Here is a 17,727-nt window from a genome sequence, read left to right as displayed (position 1 = left end):
TGCCGGCGATGGCGATTTCAAGGGCGCCCTCGCCGGCAAGCCGGCTCCTACAGGTGGTTGTTTTTAGAAGGTGGTGCGCACACCAAACTGCACACTGCGCCCCGGCGCCGGCGCGATGTCGCGCAGGATCGAGCTGGCATACCGCACGGTCTGGTTCGTCAGGTTTTCACCGTTCACAAACGCCAGCCACTGGCTGCCCCCCACATTGAAGCGATACCCCGCGCTCGCCCCCAGCGTGGTGTAGCCGTCGGTGCCGCTCTCGTTGTCCGGTGCACGGCCTTGGCCTGCGGCATGTTCCACGTCGATACGTGCCTGCCACCGGTCCAGTTCCCACAACAACCCGCTGTTCAAGCGCAGCGGGGCGATGCGGGGCAAGGCTTCGCCGGTGTCCAGGTTGGTGGCGCGGGTGTAATCGCCCGACAGTTCCAGCGCGAATTTACCGTAGGCGCTTTCGCCAAGTTTCCAGTGATCCTGGGCTTCGAAGCCGGCGAAACGGGCACGCACACCAGAGTATTTGTATTCAGGAATGCCTGCGGCGTCTTCTTCGCCTTCATCGTTCAGCGTACGACCGGTGCCCAACAAGCCGATGTAGTTGGAGAAGCGGCTGTAGAACACGCCGAAGCTGCCCTTGTGGGTGCCATTGTCAAAACGCAGCGCCAGGTCGCTGGACACGGCTTTCTCTTTCGACAGGTTGGCGTCGCCCAATTCGTAGGTGCCGGTGGCAACGTGGGCGCCGTTGGCGTACAGCTCGTAGAACGTTGGCGCGCGCTCGGTGTAACCCAGGGTTGCGGCCAGGGACCAGACCGGCGTGAGGGTGTAGACCGCGCCCGACGACAGGCTGCCGGCGGTGAAGTCATTGGACTTGTCGGCACCGGCAAAGCGCGCGTTGCCCTTGGCATCCGGGTCGACTGTGGTGTGTTCCAGGCGCCCGCCGAGGCTGAGTTTCAGGCGCTCGGTGGCTTGCATTTCTTCAAGGATGAACAGCGCACCAGCATTGGTGTCGGTCTGCGGCACGAAGGCCTCTTCGCCCAGCGCCGAAAACTCGTTGCGGGTCACCTGGGCGCCGACCACGCCATCAAACGGGCCGATGGGTTGGTGGCGGGCTTCCACGCGGGCTTCATAGCCTTTGTTCTTGAAGATCGTGCCGGTTTCACCGCCTTCGATTTCACGGTGCTCGTAGTCGGTGTAGCCCGCGTCGAGTTTCACCGAGGTGAACGGGCCTTGCAGGTTGCGGATCTCGGACGCGAACGCGTAGTGATCCTGCTTCATGCGAATGCGCACATCCTGCTCGGCGGGGGAGCCGTAGTTGCTGTCGTAGTTGCTGTAGGACAGCCCGGCGTAACCGTCGTCCCAGGTGTAGGAACCGCCCACCGCGCCGCCGTCCTGGCGCCCGTCGCTGTTGCCCAGGCGGCCGTTTTTGCCGGGGCCGTCTTCACTCTCCGGTGCGTGGCGGCTGCGGGCGTAGCCAGGGATTTTCAGGTCGTTGAATTCCCGCGCGTTGGCGTCCAGGTGCAAGGCGAAGGTGCCGTTGCCGGCTTCCAGTTTGCCGGCGCTGCTGCGGGTGGTGTCGGCGCCGCCGTAACGCAACTCACCGGCACCGTGGATGCCTTCGATGGCTTCGGTGGGGATGCGGTTGTCGAAGGTATTGACCACGCCGCCGATGGCGCTGCCGCCGTACAGCAAAGCCGCCGGGCCGCGCACGATTTCGATGCGGTCGACGTTGACCGGGTCCAGCGGCACGGCGTGGTCGTAGGACAGCGACGAAGCGTCCAGTGCGCCCACGCCGTTACGCAGCAGGCGGATGCGGTCGCCGTCCTGGCCACGGATGATCGGCCGGCTGCCCCCCGGGCCGAAGTACGAGGACGACACGCCCGGCTGCTTGTTGAGGGTTTCACCGAGGCTGCCTTTTTGTTGCAGGGTCAGGTCATCACCTTCCAGCACGGTGGTCGGCGAGGCAAGTTGCTCGCTGCCCAGCGGGTTACCGGTGATGACTTGGGGTTGCAGTTCCAGGGCCTGGGTGTGGGAGCTGATCAACAGGGCGGCGGCAAGCGGGGACAAGCGCCACAGTGAGGAGAGGGACATCGGGACATTCCTTGGCAAAACGGCAAAAAGAGAAGGCTTAAAACGGTTTCGAGCGCGTTACTTTTCATAACAATCTGATAAGTATCGTTACAATATAACATCTCTTTTTTCGCTGAAAAGGGGAACTTTTCCCAAGGGGCTATATTCAATGCGGTGCTTCCACCTGCACGCCCCGTCGGCTAAGGTGCGCGGCTGTATTTCCTCTTATTGCAAAAGGCCCGGCATGACCGCGACAAGCAACGACCCTCTTCACGGCGTGACCCTGCAGCACGTGCTCACCACCCTGGTGGAACACTACGAATGGTCGGGGCTGGCCGAGCGCATTGATATTCGCTGCTTCAAGAGCGATCCGAGCATCAAGTCGAGCCTGACCTTCCTGCGTAAAACCCCCTGGGCGCGGGAGAAGGTCGAAGGGTTGTACGTCAAGCTGATGCGCACCAAACGCCCGCTGGACTGACCCCATGAAGCGGTTCGTGGCGGCTGCGGCGTTGGCCGGTTGGGTGGGGTTGGCGATCCAGCAATACCTGATCTTCTATTCGCGCTGGACCAGCGGCGCCAGCCTGCTGGGCGGGCTGATCAACTTTTTCAGTTTCTTCACGGTACTGACCAACACCTTGGTGGTGGTGGTGCTGAGCTATGCGCTGGTGGATCGTGATTCTGCGGCGAAGCGCTTTTTTCTCGCGCCCAAAACCAGCAGTGGCATCGCCGTGAGCATCGCGGTGGTGAGCCTGGCCTACAACCTGTTGCTGCGGCATTTGTGGCAGCCCGAAGGCTTTCAATTCATCGCCGACGAATTGCTCCACGACGTGATGCCGGTGCTGTTTTTACTCTACTGGTGGCGCTGCGTGCCCAAGGGAACCCTGCGCCTCAGGCACATCGGCGCCTGGGTGCTGTACCCGTTGGTGTACTTTGCCTATGTGCTGCTGCGGGGGCATTTGCTCGGGCAGTATCAGTACCCGTTCATTGACGTGGACACCTTGGGTTATCCACAGGTGTTCGTGAACGCCGGGCAGATTTTGGCGGGGTTTGTGCTGATTGCGCTTGTGGTGGTGGGGCTGGATCGAGCGCTAAAACCTGCACGCTAATCTGTAGGAGCCGGCTTGCCGGCGATCGCGGTGTGTCAGGTATACCGCCATCGCCGGCAAGCCGGCTCCTACAGGTCAGGGGTCAGGCCTGCCAATAGCCCACGGCCTTGAGGTAGTCCTCATTGATCTTGTGGGTGTCCAACAGCACGCGCCGAACCTGGCGCGACAACTTGGTTTCGGTGGCCACGAAGCTGTACAGCGAACCAGCCGGCAGCGTCAGCTTCTGCACTGTATCGAGCAGGTCGTCCTGACCGCGAATCACCCAGATCACTTCCACATCGGCAGCGCTTTGCAGCGCCTGTTTTTCCGCCGCATTGGCGATTTCGATTACCGCCAATACAGTGCGCCCAGCGGGCAGTTCTTCGAGGCGCCGAGCGATGGCGGGCAGGGCGGTTTCATCGCCGATCAGCAGGTAGCTGTCGAAGATATCCGGCACGATCATCGAGCCCCGTGGCCCGCCGATGTACAGGTGCTGGCCGACCTGCACCTGGTCGGCCCAGGTGGACGCAGGGCCATCGCCGTGCAGCACGAAGTCGATGTCCAACTCGCCGGTGCTCAGGTCGAAACGCCGTGGCGTGTAGTCGCGCATCGGCGGTTGCGGGCCGTCGCCTTTGATGGTGAAGGTCGGGCTTTCCAGCGCTGCCTGTTCCTCGGGGTTCTGCGGGAACAGCAGCTTGATGTGATCGTCGCTGCCCAGGCTGACAAAGCCCGCCAGTTCAGGCCCGCCCAGGGTGATGCGACGCATGCGCGGGGTGATGTCGACCACCCGCAGGACTTCGAGGCGGCGACGTTTGATTTCGTGGGTCACGCGGTGGATAACTTGCGTATTCATTGAGCTTTCCCGTCGGCGATGGATTGGGCGGTGCTGTTGAGCAGCGCCGCGACACGAACGATTTCTTCCGGGCTCCAGCGCCCGTGGTGCGAGTGCAGGGCATGACGCAGGTTGTGCACCGCCTCGTGGATTTCCGGCGGGCGGTCATGGCCCCGCAACGAGCGCTTGCTCACATCAATGCGCATGCGTACGCCGTCCAGGGCCACCTGTTGCTCGCTTAAGAAGAGACGGCCGGCGTCGGTGATTGTGTAGCGTTTTTTTCCGCCTTCGGCGTCGCCCTGGATCAAATCGCTTTCTTCCAGGAAGGTCAGCGTCGGGTAGATCACGCCGGGGCTGGGGGTGTAAGCGCCGTCGAAAAGGCTTTCGATGCGGCGGATCAAGTCGTAGCCATGACACGGCTGTTCGGCGATCAACGCGGGCAGCAACAGCTTCAAGTCGCCGGGTGCGAATACACGCGGGCCTCGGCCGCCGCCGCGCTCGCGGCGAGGGTCGAAGCCGTCGCGCTGGTGGGGATGGTCTCTCATGGTCAGTGACTCCTGAGCGGGTTTAGATATAACGTAAGATATATCTTTTGGTGTGACAAACGTTTCTGACCAACGGTCGATGCCACGTCACGGTGCCCCGCTTATTCATCCTCCGTCGGCGTGCCGTGCCCGCTTTCATAGTCACTCAGGCGCGCCAGAAATTGACAGGTCAAGCGACGGGCCAGGGTCTGCTCGCTGGGGCTGTCTTCACTGAAGCCTGCTGCGAGCAGGTGTTCGTAGGTGCGTGCCGACATCGGCGCGCCGCTCAACACGTCGGCGTGGTTGACCTTGAGGGTGTCGGCCAGGGCGAGCAGGCCTGGCGCGAGTATTTCGCGCTCTGCAGGTTCGGCACTGGCCCATGCGTTCTGGGCGAACATCAGGTCGTCCAACGGGCCCATCAACGCCTCGGCCCGTTCGCGGCTGGCCTGGAACAGGTCGGCGTGGCGTTCGCGCAGGAAGGTGTCCCAGAACGGCTGTTCAAGCATGCCGTCGGCCAGCCCATCACCTGCTTCCAGGCCAGTGACCTCGTCGTAGGCTTCATTGAGACGGGCCTCGCCAACGCCCGAGGTCAACCGGTAGGTCATGTGCTCGGACACCCACGGCAAGTCGAGCCGGCGCTGAAGCCCGCTCTGATATGCCAGGTACACCTCCACTTCGTCGACACTGCCGGGCAGGCCAGCGACCACTTCGTGATTGAAGCGCAGGCCCAGGCCGCCTCGGTCTGTCGGAGTGACGCGATGGCGGATGTCGGCACGGGCTACCTGGTTCAGACGGTCCAGGCGCGCCTTGCCCCGGGCCAGCTGCGTCAGCTGTACGTCGTGCAACGGGCCGTGCGGGTGTTCGCCGATCTCGGCCAGTTGCACTTCCAGGCCCATCGCGTTGAACAGATGGGCGCCGGCATCGGCACAGGTGACCGGGTTGTCCGCCAGGGTGAATAAACGTGAGCGCAAGGTTTCGTCCCGTTGCATGGCCAGCAGCATGCGCCAGACCTTGCTGGTCAATGCTTTGCGATTGAGTCGATAAAGCCGGGCATCGTCCAGCACTTCAAAGAACTCTGGAGGCTCCAGGCTCTTGATGACTTCGAAGAATCCCTGGGAACCGTGTTCGTGTTCGACCTCCTCCCAAAGCTGGGCGAGCCAGGGCTGATGGGCCTGTGGCTCGGTCTTGAGCCAGAACTCGGCATCGCCTTTGGGCGGGTAGCTGCGATAGGGGTCGAACCCGGCTTCCAGGCGATAGCTGATCAACTGCTTCTCGGCCTCCGGGGTCAGGCGGTTACGGTCCAGCCTGACTTGCGCAATCAGTTCGGCCTCGGGCGCCCAGGGCAGAAACTGCGGGATGCGTTCAATGGCGGTATTACGCAGGTCGAGCAGGAATTGCGCGGTGCGCGGCAGTTCAAACAAACCGTCGGGCCAGTCATTGATGCCGGTATTGCGCAAAATCAGCGAATGCAACGCAGGCAAGCGACCTATGGGCGGTGCGCGGGTGAGTTCCCGGTTGTCAGCCAGGGACAGGAACTGCAACGGGCGCAGGCTGGCCAGTTGATCCAGGTCGCGGTTGACCCAGCGGATAGGATTGCCGCTCAGGTCCAAGTGACTCAGTGACGCCATCGGTGCGATCTGCGGGGGCAGTTGGGTGAGCAGGTTGCGTTGCAGGTTCAATCCACGCAGTTGGGTGAAGTGCGAGAGGAAGGGCGTATCGCTGTCCAGCAAGTCGGCGTTGATCAACTCCAGGTGCGTGATATGGCTGAAGTCTGCCTGCAACCGCAGGTTACCCAACAGGCCGGACAGGCGTATGCCATTGAACAAAAGGCCGCAGCCTTCGGCGGGTGGGTTGATGTTCTGCTCCCAGGCGTACAGCAAGTCCTTGGTCAGGTTCAGGCGTCGTTGGCGGTCAACCGGTTGATCGTGAGGTTCGGTTGCCTTCATCCAGGTGCTCAGGTCCTGTTGCAGCGTGGCTTTTTCAACCACCCGGGCCTCAAAACGCGCCAGCCATTGCGAGTCTTCGAGGCTGCCCAGGCAGGCGTCGATGTCGGCGCGTGAGGCGCGGGGGTACAGGTTTTTCACACGTTCTTCTAGGGACTCGGGGAACAACCTGCAAAACCACTGGCGCACCGGCAGCATGGGTTTTTGCAGCAGTACCTGCGTATCTCGTGCAGGGGTGGGGGCCGTCTCGGCGCCGGCCAGCGCGGTGCGCCGTTGCTCCGGAGTGCGCAGGTGTTCCGTCACCCAGGCCTTGAAGTGCTCAGCGTCGACGCCCAGTGCCACACGTTCGTCGGCGGGTAACGCGTGCAGTACCGCCTCGAAGAAGTCGCTGTAGGGCGCTGATAGCGGGCGTTGTTGCGCGTAGAGCTGGTAGTGCCCATCGGTTCTGACCAGCGTCTGCATGTGACGGGCGTCTGCCGGCCCGGCGCTGGCGCGTACGGTGGCTCGGGGATGGTGCGGGCGCACTTCGATGCGGGTGTGCGCCAGTGCATTGCTGTGCAGCTGCAGGATGCGTAGCACCATCTGTTCGGTGTTGGCGTCCAGCATCGACGGTGTATGGAACCCTTGCAGGCCGCGGGCGGTGCGGGTTTGTAAATGCAGTTCACGGGCGATGTTTTTCAAGCGCAGCGGCAAGCGTCGTTCGGTCTCCAGAATCGCCCGTTCGTCCGGACGCGCCAGGCTCAGGACATGCTGCACCACGCTGTCCGGGAGGTCTGGGAAAACCTCTCGCACCCGTGCGGCGAGTTCGCTGCCGGCGTTTTCACTGTGGCGATAGAGGTAGTCAAACACCGAGGCCTGACGCTGCGTGAGCAGTCGCGCAAGTCTTTCGCGCAGAGCCTCAATGCAAGCCTGACGCTCGACGGGCAGTTCGCCCAGCAGCGCGTGCAGCTCTGGTGAGGAAAGCGTACTCACCAGTCGCTCAGGCAACTTGCCTTGGTTCAAGTCGTGGCGACTGATATCAAGGGTACGGCTCGCATCTTGAGCGCCGAAGCGCATGGGCACGCCGCTGAGATCGGCGTTTTCAAACACGGCTATCTGCACTTGGGCCGGCCAGCCGGGCAGTTCGAGCGCCAGATGCGGGCTCCAGTAAGTGTCGTCGTCTACCGGTTCGCCCTGGCGCAAGCGCATGGGCAGTTCGCCGGCCTGTTGGTTCAATCGCGTGCGTTTGAGGGTGTCGGCCAGTATCGGGCTTGGCGGGTTATCGGTCTGGATCGCGCGCAAGGTGTCGTGATCCAACCCACTGGCAGCCAGGATCTCCTGCTGTTGTTCACGGCTGAAAGGACCCAGCTCACGCAGACGGCGCTGATCGGTCCAGGCCCGGGGCGTGCTGTTCAGTTGGATCGGTGGCGCGTACGCATCGGCGCGTGTGGGGTGCGTTATGCATTGCTCGCCTCGGGCTTCGTCACGTTCGACCGTGTAATACCGACCGTCCACCGGCAGAAGGTGACGCCCTTCGTGCAGGTGCAGCCCCTCTTCATCCGGTAAAGATTGCGGCGCCAACTGCACATTGTGTTGCTCATAAACGGCAGGGTCGGCGTGCCACAGGCGTTTGCGCCCCTGCACTTCGATCACCTTGAGCTGATTGACGAACGCCGATTGCACCAGCGTCGTGGCCGCGCCGAACGCGGCCAGTTGGGCCACTTCGTTGAGTACATCCAACAGGTGGGTGGTTGCTTCCAGCGCCTGGCCCTCGGCCAGGTCCAAGGCACCTTCGACGACTTCGTCGAGCAGTTGCCAGGCGGTGTACGCCAGCATGACCTCACCCAACAACGGCACAAAGGGCGTGGCGACCAGCAAGGCGGCGTTGAGGATATCGCTGAGCAATTGGCTGGCATTGTCCCACCAGGCCCAGCGTGCCTTGCTGTCGGCATCGGCGGTGGAGACAGCGAGTTCGCGGCCGTCATTGAGGATCTTGTCGAGGCTGCGTTGGTAGAGAAAGGTCCAGAGTTCGCCGTCGATACGCACGGCGGCAAATGCCAGCTGCGGTTTTTCGATGGGGGTGTCGCGCCACGGCGGACGCCTATCGATGACGTCCTGGTGCGGGTGGTACTGGATGCGGCTCAAACGTTGCGCCAGGGTGCTGAAAAAGCGCCCGCGTTGTTGATGATCGACGAACTGGCTGAAGAACGTGCGGTAGTCGTTATCTTGCAGGCGAGCGGTGAGCGCGAGCATGAAGGCGTGTGTATCGGCATAGGCCTTCAACGGGGTCTGCGGGTCGTGGGGAATGTAGACGATCACGCGGGAGGGGTGCCTGGCGCGATCCAGGTCAGCAGCGATCAACAGAATGCCGGTGAGCACCGTATCGAGCATTTGCAAGCGATAGCACTGCATCGCGCCGCGCTCGCCCTTGAGCGTGTGTTGCAGCAAGTGAAATACCGCAGCATCGATTTCACCCCGGTGCAGTGCCAGATGGGCCGCAGCATTGAGCATGGCTTGCTGGCTTGCGATCACCTCGCGCTGCAGTATGCCTGGGTCTTTGGGTAACAGGTGTTCACGCAGATGTTGTTGATAGCGTGCGCCCAGGTCCAGGTCGCGACACAGTGCGATGAACTGCGCAATGCTCATCTGTTGGTGCAGGGGCAGGATCCTGAAGTGCCGGCGGGCGTCCGGCCGAGTGATGTAGCACGAGGTGTCGATGAAGGTTTCGTGACGGGCGAAGTTGTGCAGCGCTGCATCGAGCAGCGACACGGTTCGGCTGACGCTGCCTTTCAACAGCCACCCCTTGCCGATATGCAGGTACAGGTAGGTGGCGCGCACGTCGAGGTCCAGCCCATGCCTCGCCCTCAGGGCGTCGACCAGCAGTGGCTCGGCAAAAGCGTGTACGTCCTGCAGGTTTTTGAGGCGCTGGTCGACGCTGTTTTGCCTCGCCCAGGCCTGGGCGTTGGCGGCCTTGAGGGCGGCGGGAGTATTGGCGAACAGTGTCGGTGTGACTTGACGCAAGGCCTGGGCCCTGTGCACAGACGTTTGACTGAGCCAATCGGGCAGGCGTTGTTGGATCAATGGGTAATGCGGACCTTTGTCCACAGGTGGAGAAGGCATGGCGGCAGACCTTGAAAACACAAAGGCCGTGAGCTTAGGTCGGTAAGTTGCGCAACCGGGATTACATAGTTAGGCGTCATCTGAAAACGCGGCGAGCACCGAGCTAACTGTGTAGTGCCAATCGTGATTGGCGCCGAGCTAGCGTGGTGTTTTGAGCCCGATGAGAGTCCTGTGATGCCTGCTTCCGATACCCGTCCGACTTCACTGCGCCAACAGCATGTGGATCAGATTCAAACCCTGCTGAGTCCGCGACCGTCGCTGTCGGTCGTCGCGCAGGACAGTGCTGATGCCTACCTGCAAGTGCATTGGGGGGAGCACAGGTACAGCGCCGCTCGAATCTATCTGGCTACCGATGACGGGCCCTATCGCTCGTTGCCCGATCTGCTCCTGGAGCGACTGGCGATGGGCCGCCCAATGTTATTGGAAGAGGGCGTGCACCAAGTGGTTCGACGTGTACGAGAAACCTACGAGCCGGCAGGGCCCAGCCTTGCTGAGCTGGAGGTATTGATCAACGGGTGCGGTGCTGGCCTGCTCGGTTTCTATTCACGGCGCCTGCAAGCCTGGTGGGGCGAATCGCTGCCAGTGAACATGACGCGATGGGGCTATGTGTCCGATCAGTTGCTGGCCATGCTTTACGATTCGCCTGCCCCTCCTGGAATGAGTCAGGCTCGGTTTGCCGAGCTTTTTCCCAAAGCGCAACTGCATGCACGCCGTCCCACGCGGGAGTGGAGTGCCCAAAGCCAGACGCTGACCGTGCAGACTCTGCATCTGCGCCAAGGGCAATCCGTACACAGTTTGCCGCTGCTGCTGTTTACCCCCAAAGACGGACACCCCCTGCTGTTCAGCCCCGCCAGCGGTCTTCACCTGCTGGACAACCCGGATCAGGTCCAGGCGCTGTTGCCGGCCTACACCAGCCCCTTGCTTGGCGAGGCGGGCGGGCAATGGTTTGCCCTGCCCGTACAAGGTGATCCGTTCGATGCGCTGGCTGCCAGTTACCTGGAGCGCCAGCTGCTGGAGATCGCCCATATCGACACTCGGTTGCCGCGTACGGCGCACGATTACCGGGCCATGTTGGACATCATCACCGACAGTCGGCGCTGGTTTGTGCCGAGCCTGAATACGCGCCAGCAACGCCTGTTCGAACAGTTGCCGTTATGGCTGGCACAGGCACCGCAGGAGGATGCCGTGCTGTGCGCGCAGCTGCTCCAGGCCTCGGTGCTGGCCAGGCAGCACAGTGGCGCACTGGATTTTCTTGAGGGTATTCCCACCTTGCAAGCCTATGCCGATGAGCACTTGGGGGCGTGCCTGGCCAGGCACCCTCAGGCCGGCAAGCTCGCTCCCGGTGATATCCGGTTGACCTTCAGCCGGGTGATCGCTGCTGCTGTGCCTGTACCGGGAGGATTTGTTGCCGGAGAAGTGCAAACCCTTGATGTCAGCCTGACCGAGCTGGCCCTGGAACGCCTCGGCGGGTTCAACGCCACGCTCAAGACCATCACCCTCAACGGCAACGCGGCACCCACATGGCTGACGTATGAGTGGCTCGAGTCGTGCGTGAACCACGTCGATATCGGCCAGCACTACCCGGCGTTGCTGAAAAAGCAGCTGTTGGGGGACGCTGAACAAGCGGCCAGACGTCGGAGGTTGTTCAGCGATCAGGTGCGTATCCAACTGCCGATGCTGGCGCTGGAGGCGCACCTCAAGGGCGAGCATGGGCTGACCCACACGGGTCTGCGCCGCATACAGGCGGCGCTGCAAACCGGCGTGGCGCAGCATCAAGTCGATGGTCAAACGATGACGGTGTGGCCGCTGGCGTTCAAGGCCTCTGCCGAGGCTGCCGCAGACGAGGTGGCCAACATGTTCATCATCGGTCCTGCCGATGGCGAGGCTGGCCCCCATGTGCTGTATCGCCCGCTGTACACCCCGGTGTTGCAGCAATACGCGTCGCTGCCCGAGCTGCTCGATGCTATCGCTCGCCCCGGCCCCTTGCAGGACAGCGTGTTGACTTGGTTGGAACCTAGGCGTCAAGCGGTGTACGCCAATGGGGGCTTTCGCGAGCCGCATATCCGGCATTTCCTGGCGGGCGATGAGTTTGCCACCTATGAAAAACCTGCTCCTGCGCGCTTGAGCAAACGGGTGGCCGAGGCGGACCCCGCCGCGCAGTTGTTCAGCGCCATGGCCCAGGCGCTGGTGACCCTGGCGGACCGGCAGACCCTCTCGAATGCCGAGCAACGCTGGGCGGGCTTCAAGCAATTGGGCTGGCTGCTGTTTGGCATCGTGCAGCCTTTGCTCAGCGGGCCGCTGATGTTGGCCGGGTGGTTGGTGCAACTGATCGACAGTACGCAGCAGGACATGGCGGGGCTGCACGGCACCGATCCTCAGGCAAGAAATGCTGCGCTGGTCGATCTGCTGGCCAACCTGATGGTCGTCATTGCGCACCAGGCAGCGCCCCATGATGCGCAACATCCCCTCGAACTCGAACACGCCGCTTTCGGCCCCTTGGCGGCTGTCGAGCCGGCGCCGTTGCCGCCTGTTCGCATCCCGCCACCCGCGCAGTTCACCGCCCCGGCAGGGTGGGCCAATGCACGTCATACCCTGACCCCGGAGCTTGCAGGGCGACTGCGGGCCTTGAGCCTGAAAACCTTCGCTGAGCCCTGGCCGGCCCTGTTGCCGGGCGCCGAAACCTCCGGGCCCTGGCAAGGTTTGTTGCACAGTGCAAACCAATGGCAGGCGCTGGTCCGTGGCCAGCAGTTCCGGGTAAGGGTGGAGCGCGGGCGGGTCAGGGTCATCAGTGCTGATGGCAGCCGTCCCGGGCCCTGGCTCAAGCACCTTGGCCAGGGCCGCTGGGATCTGGATTTGCAACTGCGCTTGAGCGGCGGTGCGGGCGATAGGGTTGTGCAAGTGACCGCCGACCAGCGCCCGCAGCTGGAACAGCACTACCAACAGGCTCGGCGTGATCGCGCGCGCGCCCAAGCCAGCCTGGAAGTCGCACGCAGCCTGCTCAACGGGCCTGAGGGCGTGGTGGATGAACGCCAACGTAGCCAGCTCAAGTCCCGTTATTTCAAGGCATTGACGGAAAAGCTGCAGTTTTGCCAGGACGAGTTGCACTTGTTACGACAATTGCGCGAGCTGGCGCCGCGGCCGCGTTACGAGGACGAGTTGAGCGAGGTGTTGGAGTCGACCGTGCTGACCACGCAGTTACTGGATGCGATGGTGCGCAGGCAATTGCAAGAGGGTAATGAGCGCCTGCGGCCACTGCTGGAAACGTTGCAAACCGACCCGCAGGCGTCTGGCCACACGGAACTGAACAAGGGCATGCGTGAGCTGGCGGCGATCCACGACAGCGCCATTCGTTGGCGCATGCTCGAGCAGCGCTACCTTGAGGAGCTGCGTGGGGTGCCGCGCGTCGGCCGGGACAAAGCCCAGGCGTTGGCCAACGTCATGCCCGTGCGTCCATCAGTAGCAGACCTGCAATCCCTGCAACTGACCACGTTGTGGGGCATTGCCATCGATGTGCCAAGCCCGTCTTTGGAGGACGATTTCTACGCGAACCTGAGTGCCACGGTTGACCGCGCCCGGTGGGCCAGTCGCGCCTTTGCCGATCTACCGCAATTGAGTGCCGGGTCTACCGAACGCGTCGAGCTGCTCGACAGCATTGACCACGTTTTTGCGCAGACCGATGACCGCATCGAATTCTGGCGTGCCATGGAACCTGACAAATTTGATCTTGATTATCTGCAACAGCTGCAGGAGTTGCTGGCCACTCTGCACCGGCAAGTGCAGACGCAGTTGGAGTCGCTGTTGCAACCTGACGCCAGCGAGTCGTCCGTGGTCAAGGCACCTGCAGCTGCTGGTCGCGGTGGCAAGATCATTCGTACGCGTAATCGTGACCTCTTGGTCGCGCGCCTGAGCCCGGAACCCATGACCGTGCAGACGGTACAGGTGCATGACGCAGAGGGTGGTGTGATCGGTACGTTCACCGAAGCCGATGACGGCATCTGGGATCAGCGCGTCAACCCCGCACCCTTGCGCCCGGACCCCGAACTGGGGGCACTGATGAAAAAGTCCGGGGTGTTGTTGCACGACGTGGACAAAGCCATTTCCCGGGTTGAAGGCATGGTCGAACGGGCTAACGATCCGGCGTCGCTTCAAGAGTTGCTCCAGGCTGAGGCGCGCAGCCGGACCTGGGCCGCCGATGCGATCGCGCGCAAGTTGCGTGAATCGGGTGGTACGCGCCTGGCCGCCGTGCAGCAGGCCAATGCGCGGGCCGCCGAAACCCAGCTTCGCGCCGCAGTGGCCAAGTTGGAGCAAGCCGGCTTGAGCGCACGCATTCGCGCCACTCTGTTGCGGCCCGTCAGCCAGGAGGATGTGGCGTTCCTGCACAGCCAGGGTGAAGTCCGCATTGTTCGCAAAGGGCCACGGGTGGCGCTGAAGGGCCGGCGCGACGACTACTTGCAGGTGTACGCAGTCAACGACGTGCACAGCGCAAAGCCGGTGTGTTTTGCGCATTTTCATTACGCCCGGCGTGAAGGTCCGGATGATCATTTCACCGCCGCCCACCTCAAGAGCCCCGAGCAGGAGCGCCTCGGCCGACAGGCCCAGGCGCAGGCCGAAGCCTTGGCATTTGCGCAAATGCGCAGTGGTCAGGGCGGCCGTGCGGTGCAGACCTTACAGATCCGCCGCGCGCAGATCGGATTGGCCCTGGCCCGGCGCTTGTTTTTCAGCGTCGACTGATGGCGTGCACAAGGTGTGGTCGCCGGGTTGCAGGTACGGCATCAGGATGGGGGCCATGCCCTTGAGCACCTGCACCGGCAATGCCGAGGTGAAGGTGAAATGCTCGGCCGATTGACCGGGGACGAACGCCGTCAATGTGCCGAAATGGTGTTCGCCCAAGTAAAACACAAAGGTGGCGGTACGGTTGATGGATTTGGAACTGAGGATGCGCCCACCGGCGCCGATGGCCTCGATACGGTTGTCCCCGGTACCGGTTTTACCGCCCATGGCCAGTGGTGTGCCGTCGGCCAGCTTGAAACTGCCGGCCACGCGCTTGGCGGTACCGGCGTCCACCACTTGGGATAAGGCACCACGCAAGGCCCGGGCCACCTCTACCGGAATCACTTGCTTGCCCGGTGCCGGGTCGTTGACGACTTGGGTTTCATAAGGTGTATCGGCGGCAAAGCGCAGGGTGTCGATGCGCAGCACTTTGGGGCGCACACCGTCGTTGAGGATGATGCCCATCAGTTCGGCCAACGCTGCCGGGCGGTCGCCGGAACTGCCGATGGCTGTGGCAAGGGACGGCACCAGATGATCGAACGGATAGCCAACGGCCCGCCAGCGTTGGTGGATATCCAGGAATGCCTCGATCTCCAGCATGGTGCGGATTCGGCTGTCACGGGCGCTCTGATGGCGGCTCTTGAACAGCCAACTGTAGACCTCTTGGCGTTCGAACTGGCTGGCTTTGACCACCTCGTTGAAGGTCGCGTCGGGGTGATTGAGCAGGTAGCCGAGCAGCCACAAATCCAGCGGATGGACTTTGGCGATGTAGCCTTGGTCGGGCAGGTCGTAAGTGCCGGGGCCGTAGTTTTTATAGAGTTTTTCGAGACGCTCATCGGTGAGTTTTTCGTTGGTTTTGACCCCGTTCAAGTGCGAGCGCACGAACAGGTTGAAGCTCTCCTGGCTGGCGTTGGGCAGCAGGTAGCGGTGCACGGCGGCCAGGCGAATGGGCGTGGGGCGCAGGCTGTCGAGGAAGGTTTCGAGGCGCGCCTGGGTGTCCTTCTTCTGGTACTTCTTCCAGAACTTGCTCAGGAAGGTGGTGCCTTCACGGTCAGCAAAACCGGCGAGGTATTCCTGGCGGCGCGGGTCGTTGTCGTCCTTGAGCAACTCGGCACTGTTGTTTTCGCCGGAGTAGGTCACATAGCGCACCACGTCGCGCATCAGGCGGATGAAGGGCAGGTTGATCGACTCGCGCAACGCGTCACGCAGTGTGGGGCTGCGGCCGTTGTCCTGGCTGCGGAAGTTATGGAAGTGGTGCAGGCCGCCACCGGTAAAGAAACTTTCGCCAGGGCTGGCTGAGTAAGTACGGTCGAGGGCGGCGTCGAGCATTTTGGCGAGCGATTTGTCCGGGGTCTGGATCAGGTAGTCCAGGGCCCATCGGCTGAGGCGGTCTTGTTCGTCCACCGGGACTTTTCTTAGCTCGGCGGGCGCTTTGGCGGCGTGCTTGTCGTGCAGCTCGCTGATGATTTGCAGGTAGGTGGTGAGCACCCGCAGCTTGGCGGTGGAGCCCAGTTCCAGCTTGCTGCCTTCGTTGATGTCGAAGGGCTGGTCGGTGTTGTCGGTCTGCACACGCACCCGTGAACCGTCTGGCGTCAGCTCGAAGAGCGTGAAGCTGTAGCGGACCTGGGCGGTGCTGGCCGGGGTGAGCAAGCGCTCGCCGAGCAGGCCGAGCTGGCGCGCGTAGTCGGGGTCGGCCAGGTGCTTGAGGTAGTCGCTGACCTGGCCCTGCAATTGCGCTTGCAAGGTAGTGGTAGCGGACAGGTCCAGGCGGTCGAGGTCGTACAGCGGTCGGTCGAGCAAGGCGGCCAGGCGGCTGCGGGCCACACTGATGCCTTTGTTGGTTTCGACGGGCTGCACCGTGGGTTGCTGCACCCAGTCGCGGTAAGTGACGTTGCTCGCCAGCGCGACCTTTAACAACGCCGGTGTGATCACGCCATTCTGGGCCAGCAGGCGCAGGTGGCTGTCGGTGAGCTGCGCCAGTTCATCGCGCCCCTTGGCCAGGTAATGGGAGGGGCGACGCTGAGCGATGATCAACGACAACACTTGGCGCAAGGCCAGGCCCTGTTCGGCGTTCACCGGCCCGCGCAGCGCCTGGTTGACCTGGTTGAAATCGGCGCCGTACCACACCCGCAAACCCTCGGCCATGCCGTGCACTTCGCCATGCCCGGGCACGGCGGACAGGGGCACACTGTTGAGGTAATCGCGCAGGATGTTCTTGCGGGCGGGCAGGGTGTCGGGGCCATCGTGGTAGGCGCGCACGGCGGCGGAAAACATCTGCCGCAGTTTTTCGCTGCCTGAAACCGTGAGGCCGTCCGGTGAGTGGCGATACTTTTCCAGCTGCGTCGCCAGGGTGCTGCCACCGGCACTCTGGCCGGGCAGGTGCAGCAGCTTGGCGACTTGTGACCAGGCGGCCTTGGCAAAGCGTGGCCAGTCTACCGCAGGGTTGGCCTGGGGTTGGGCGGGGTCGAGCAGGTCGCGGTTTTCAATAAACAAAAGGCTGCTGACCACCAGTGGCGGGATGGCGGCGAAACTGTCGTACAGCTGCTGCGGGTAGTTGTATTGATAGAGCGGCACGGCGCGGCAATCGGTGATCGACAGCCCGGCCTGGATTTTTTCTGCATAGGGCACAAACAGGCCCTTGGCGCTGTAGTCCATCAGTTCCGGGGAGAAACGTGACTGGGCCTGGATGACATAACCACGTTTGAGCAGACGCGGCAGGAACGTACCCAGGTCGCTGTAGCCCAGGCGCCGGTCGAACGGGCCGGCGCCCGGATAGACCATGGCGTCGCTGGCGCCGGGTTTTACCTGGTAGGTGAGGTCGCGGGCCAGGCGGCTGAGTTCCTGGGCTTGCAGACGCGAGGTGCGCATCTCTTTGGCGGTGGCGAAGCCCAGGGCAATCAACCCCATCAACACGATCAGCCAGAACAGCCGACGGCCGTAGCGGGGCCTGGGTTTATTTTTGGGTAAAGGCGCTGTGTCCGGACTGCCTTGTACTTTCGCAGCCTTGGTCGAATCGGTTTGCCACAGTGCGCCCATAGTCGATTGATCCCTACACGCAGATTGATCGGACTTGTTAGAAGCGTAGTCGCTGAGGGCTGCCTGTGAGGGAAATGTATTTTCCCGGCCAGAATCTCCTGATAGCTACGCCGTTCGGTGCGCTGCGTGACGTTTTGTCGCGCCAGGCAGGATAGATGCTCCTGTTAAATTGCATTTAGGCGAGCGATTGCCCTAAATTGCCTCGCTTTTATAGTGAAAGACCCTGACCTGGGCTTTTTATACTGCTCGCCCCGCTGATCTTGCCCGGCAAGAAGGGCCGGCCCAAGAGGCGGCCCCGGTTTCGGCAAGGGCACAGGCTTACCGGCCTGCGCCCTGGAAACTCAACGGACAATCCAATAACAAGATGAGGTTGTACC

At 62.5% G+C, this 17,727-nt stretch carries 8 protein-coding genes; 3 read left to right on the top strand and 5 right to left on the bottom strand.

From position 1 onward, the window contains the following. Positions 1-63: 63 nt before the first annotated feature. A complete protein-coding gene (locus AC07SU_RS17725) occupies positions 64-2,082 on the bottom strand; it encodes a TonB-dependent receptor (protein WP_494997754.1) in 2,019 nt (672 codons plus the stop codon). A 223-nt stretch (positions 2,083-2,305) separates the two neighbouring features. On the opposite strand from AC07SU_RS17725, the gene AC07SU_RS17720 reads away from it, so the two are divergent. Further along, entirely contained in the window at positions 2,306-2,539 is a 234-nt protein-coding gene (locus AC07SU_RS17720; protein ID WP_003188882.1) for a VF530 family protein, read from the top strand. A gap of 4 nt (positions 2,540-2,543) precedes the next feature. Beyond that, positions 2,544-3,167, top strand: a complete 624-nt coding sequence (locus AC07SU_RS17715; protein WP_494997753.1) for a Pr6Pr family membrane protein — start codon at positions 2,544-2,546, stop codon at positions 3,165-3,167. An 82-nt stretch (positions 3,168-3,249) separates the two neighbouring features. Here the strand turns inward: AC07SU_RS17715 and AC07SU_RS17710 are convergent, their stop codons facing one another. From AC07SU_RS17710 to AC07SU_RS17700, 3 genes are all read right to left on the bottom strand, one after another. Next, positions 3,250-3,999, bottom strand: coding sequence for a siderophore-interacting protein (locus AC07SU_RS17710; RefSeq protein WP_494997752.1), 750 nt, complete (start codon positions 3,997-3,999; stop codon positions 3,250-3,252). Further along, entirely contained in the window at positions 3,996-4,523 is a 528-nt protein-coding gene (locus tag AC07SU_RS17705) for a PadR family transcriptional regulator (protein ID WP_176994902.1), read from the bottom strand. Before AC07SU_RS17705 ends, AC07SU_RS17710 begins: the two co-directional genes overlap by 4 nt. Positions 4,524-4,624: 101 nt before the next feature. Next, on the bottom strand, positions 4,625-9,544 hold the full coding sequence (locus tag AC07SU_RS17700) for an NEL-type E3 ubiquitin ligase domain-containing protein (RefSeq protein WP_494997751.1): 4,920 nt from the start codon (positions 9,542-9,544) through the stop codon (positions 4,625-4,627). Positions 9,545-9,718: 174 nt separating this feature from the next. Here AC07SU_RS17700 and AC07SU_RS17695 point away from each other — a divergent pair, with 174 nt between their 5' ends. Continuing rightward, positions 9,719-14,275, top strand: coding sequence for a hypothetical protein (locus AC07SU_RS17695; protein ID WP_494997750.1), 4,557 nt, complete (start codon positions 9,719-9,721; stop codon positions 14,273-14,275). Here AC07SU_RS17695 and AC07SU_RS17690 read toward each other — a convergent pair. After that, on the bottom strand, positions 14,210-17,350 hold the full coding sequence (locus AC07SU_RS17690; RefSeq protein ID WP_494997749.1) for a transglycosylase domain-containing protein: 3,141 nt from the start codon (positions 17,348-17,350) through the stop codon (positions 14,210-14,212). The genes AC07SU_RS17695 and AC07SU_RS17690 overlap by 66 nt on opposite strands. Positions 17,351-17,727 lie beyond the last annotated feature (377 nt).

It is taken from the genome of Pseudomonas sp. GW821-FHT05H12 (assembly GCF_059419385.1).
This window is presented reverse-complemented; position numbering and strand designations above follow the sequence as displayed.

Excerpts from the sequence above, each read along its gene's own strand:
- AC07SU_RS17720 (WP_003188882.1), top strand. The coding sequence starts at position 2,306 with ATGACCGCGACAAGCAACGACCCTCTTCACGGCGTGACCCTGCAGCAC.
- AC07SU_RS17725 (WP_494997754.1), bottom strand. The coding sequence starts at position 2,082 with ATGTCCCTCTCCTCACTGTGGCGCTTGTCCCCGCTTGCCGCCGCCCTG.
- AC07SU_RS17690 (WP_494997749.1), bottom strand. The coding sequence starts at position 17,350 with ATGGGCGCACTGTGGCAAACCGATTCGACCAAGGCTGCGAAAGTACAA.
- AC07SU_RS17705 (WP_176994902.1), bottom strand. The coding sequence starts at position 4,523 with ATGAGAGACCATCCCCACCAGCGCGACGGCTTCGACCCTCGCCGCGAG.
- AC07SU_RS17715 (WP_494997753.1), top strand. The coding sequence starts at position 2,544 with ATGAAGCGGTTCGTGGCGGCTGCGGCGTTGGCCGGTTGGGTGGGGTTG.
- AC07SU_RS17700 (WP_494997751.1), bottom strand. The coding sequence starts at position 9,544 with ATGCCTTCTCCACCTGTGGACAAAGGTCCGCATTACCCATTGATCCAA.
- AC07SU_RS17710 (WP_494997752.1), bottom strand. The coding sequence starts at position 3,999 with ATGAATACGCAAGTTATCCACCGCGTGACCCACGAAATCAAACGTCGC.
- AC07SU_RS17695 (WP_494997750.1), top strand. The coding sequence starts at position 9,719 with ATGCCTGCTTCCGATACCCGTCCGACTTCACTGCGCCAACAGCATGTG.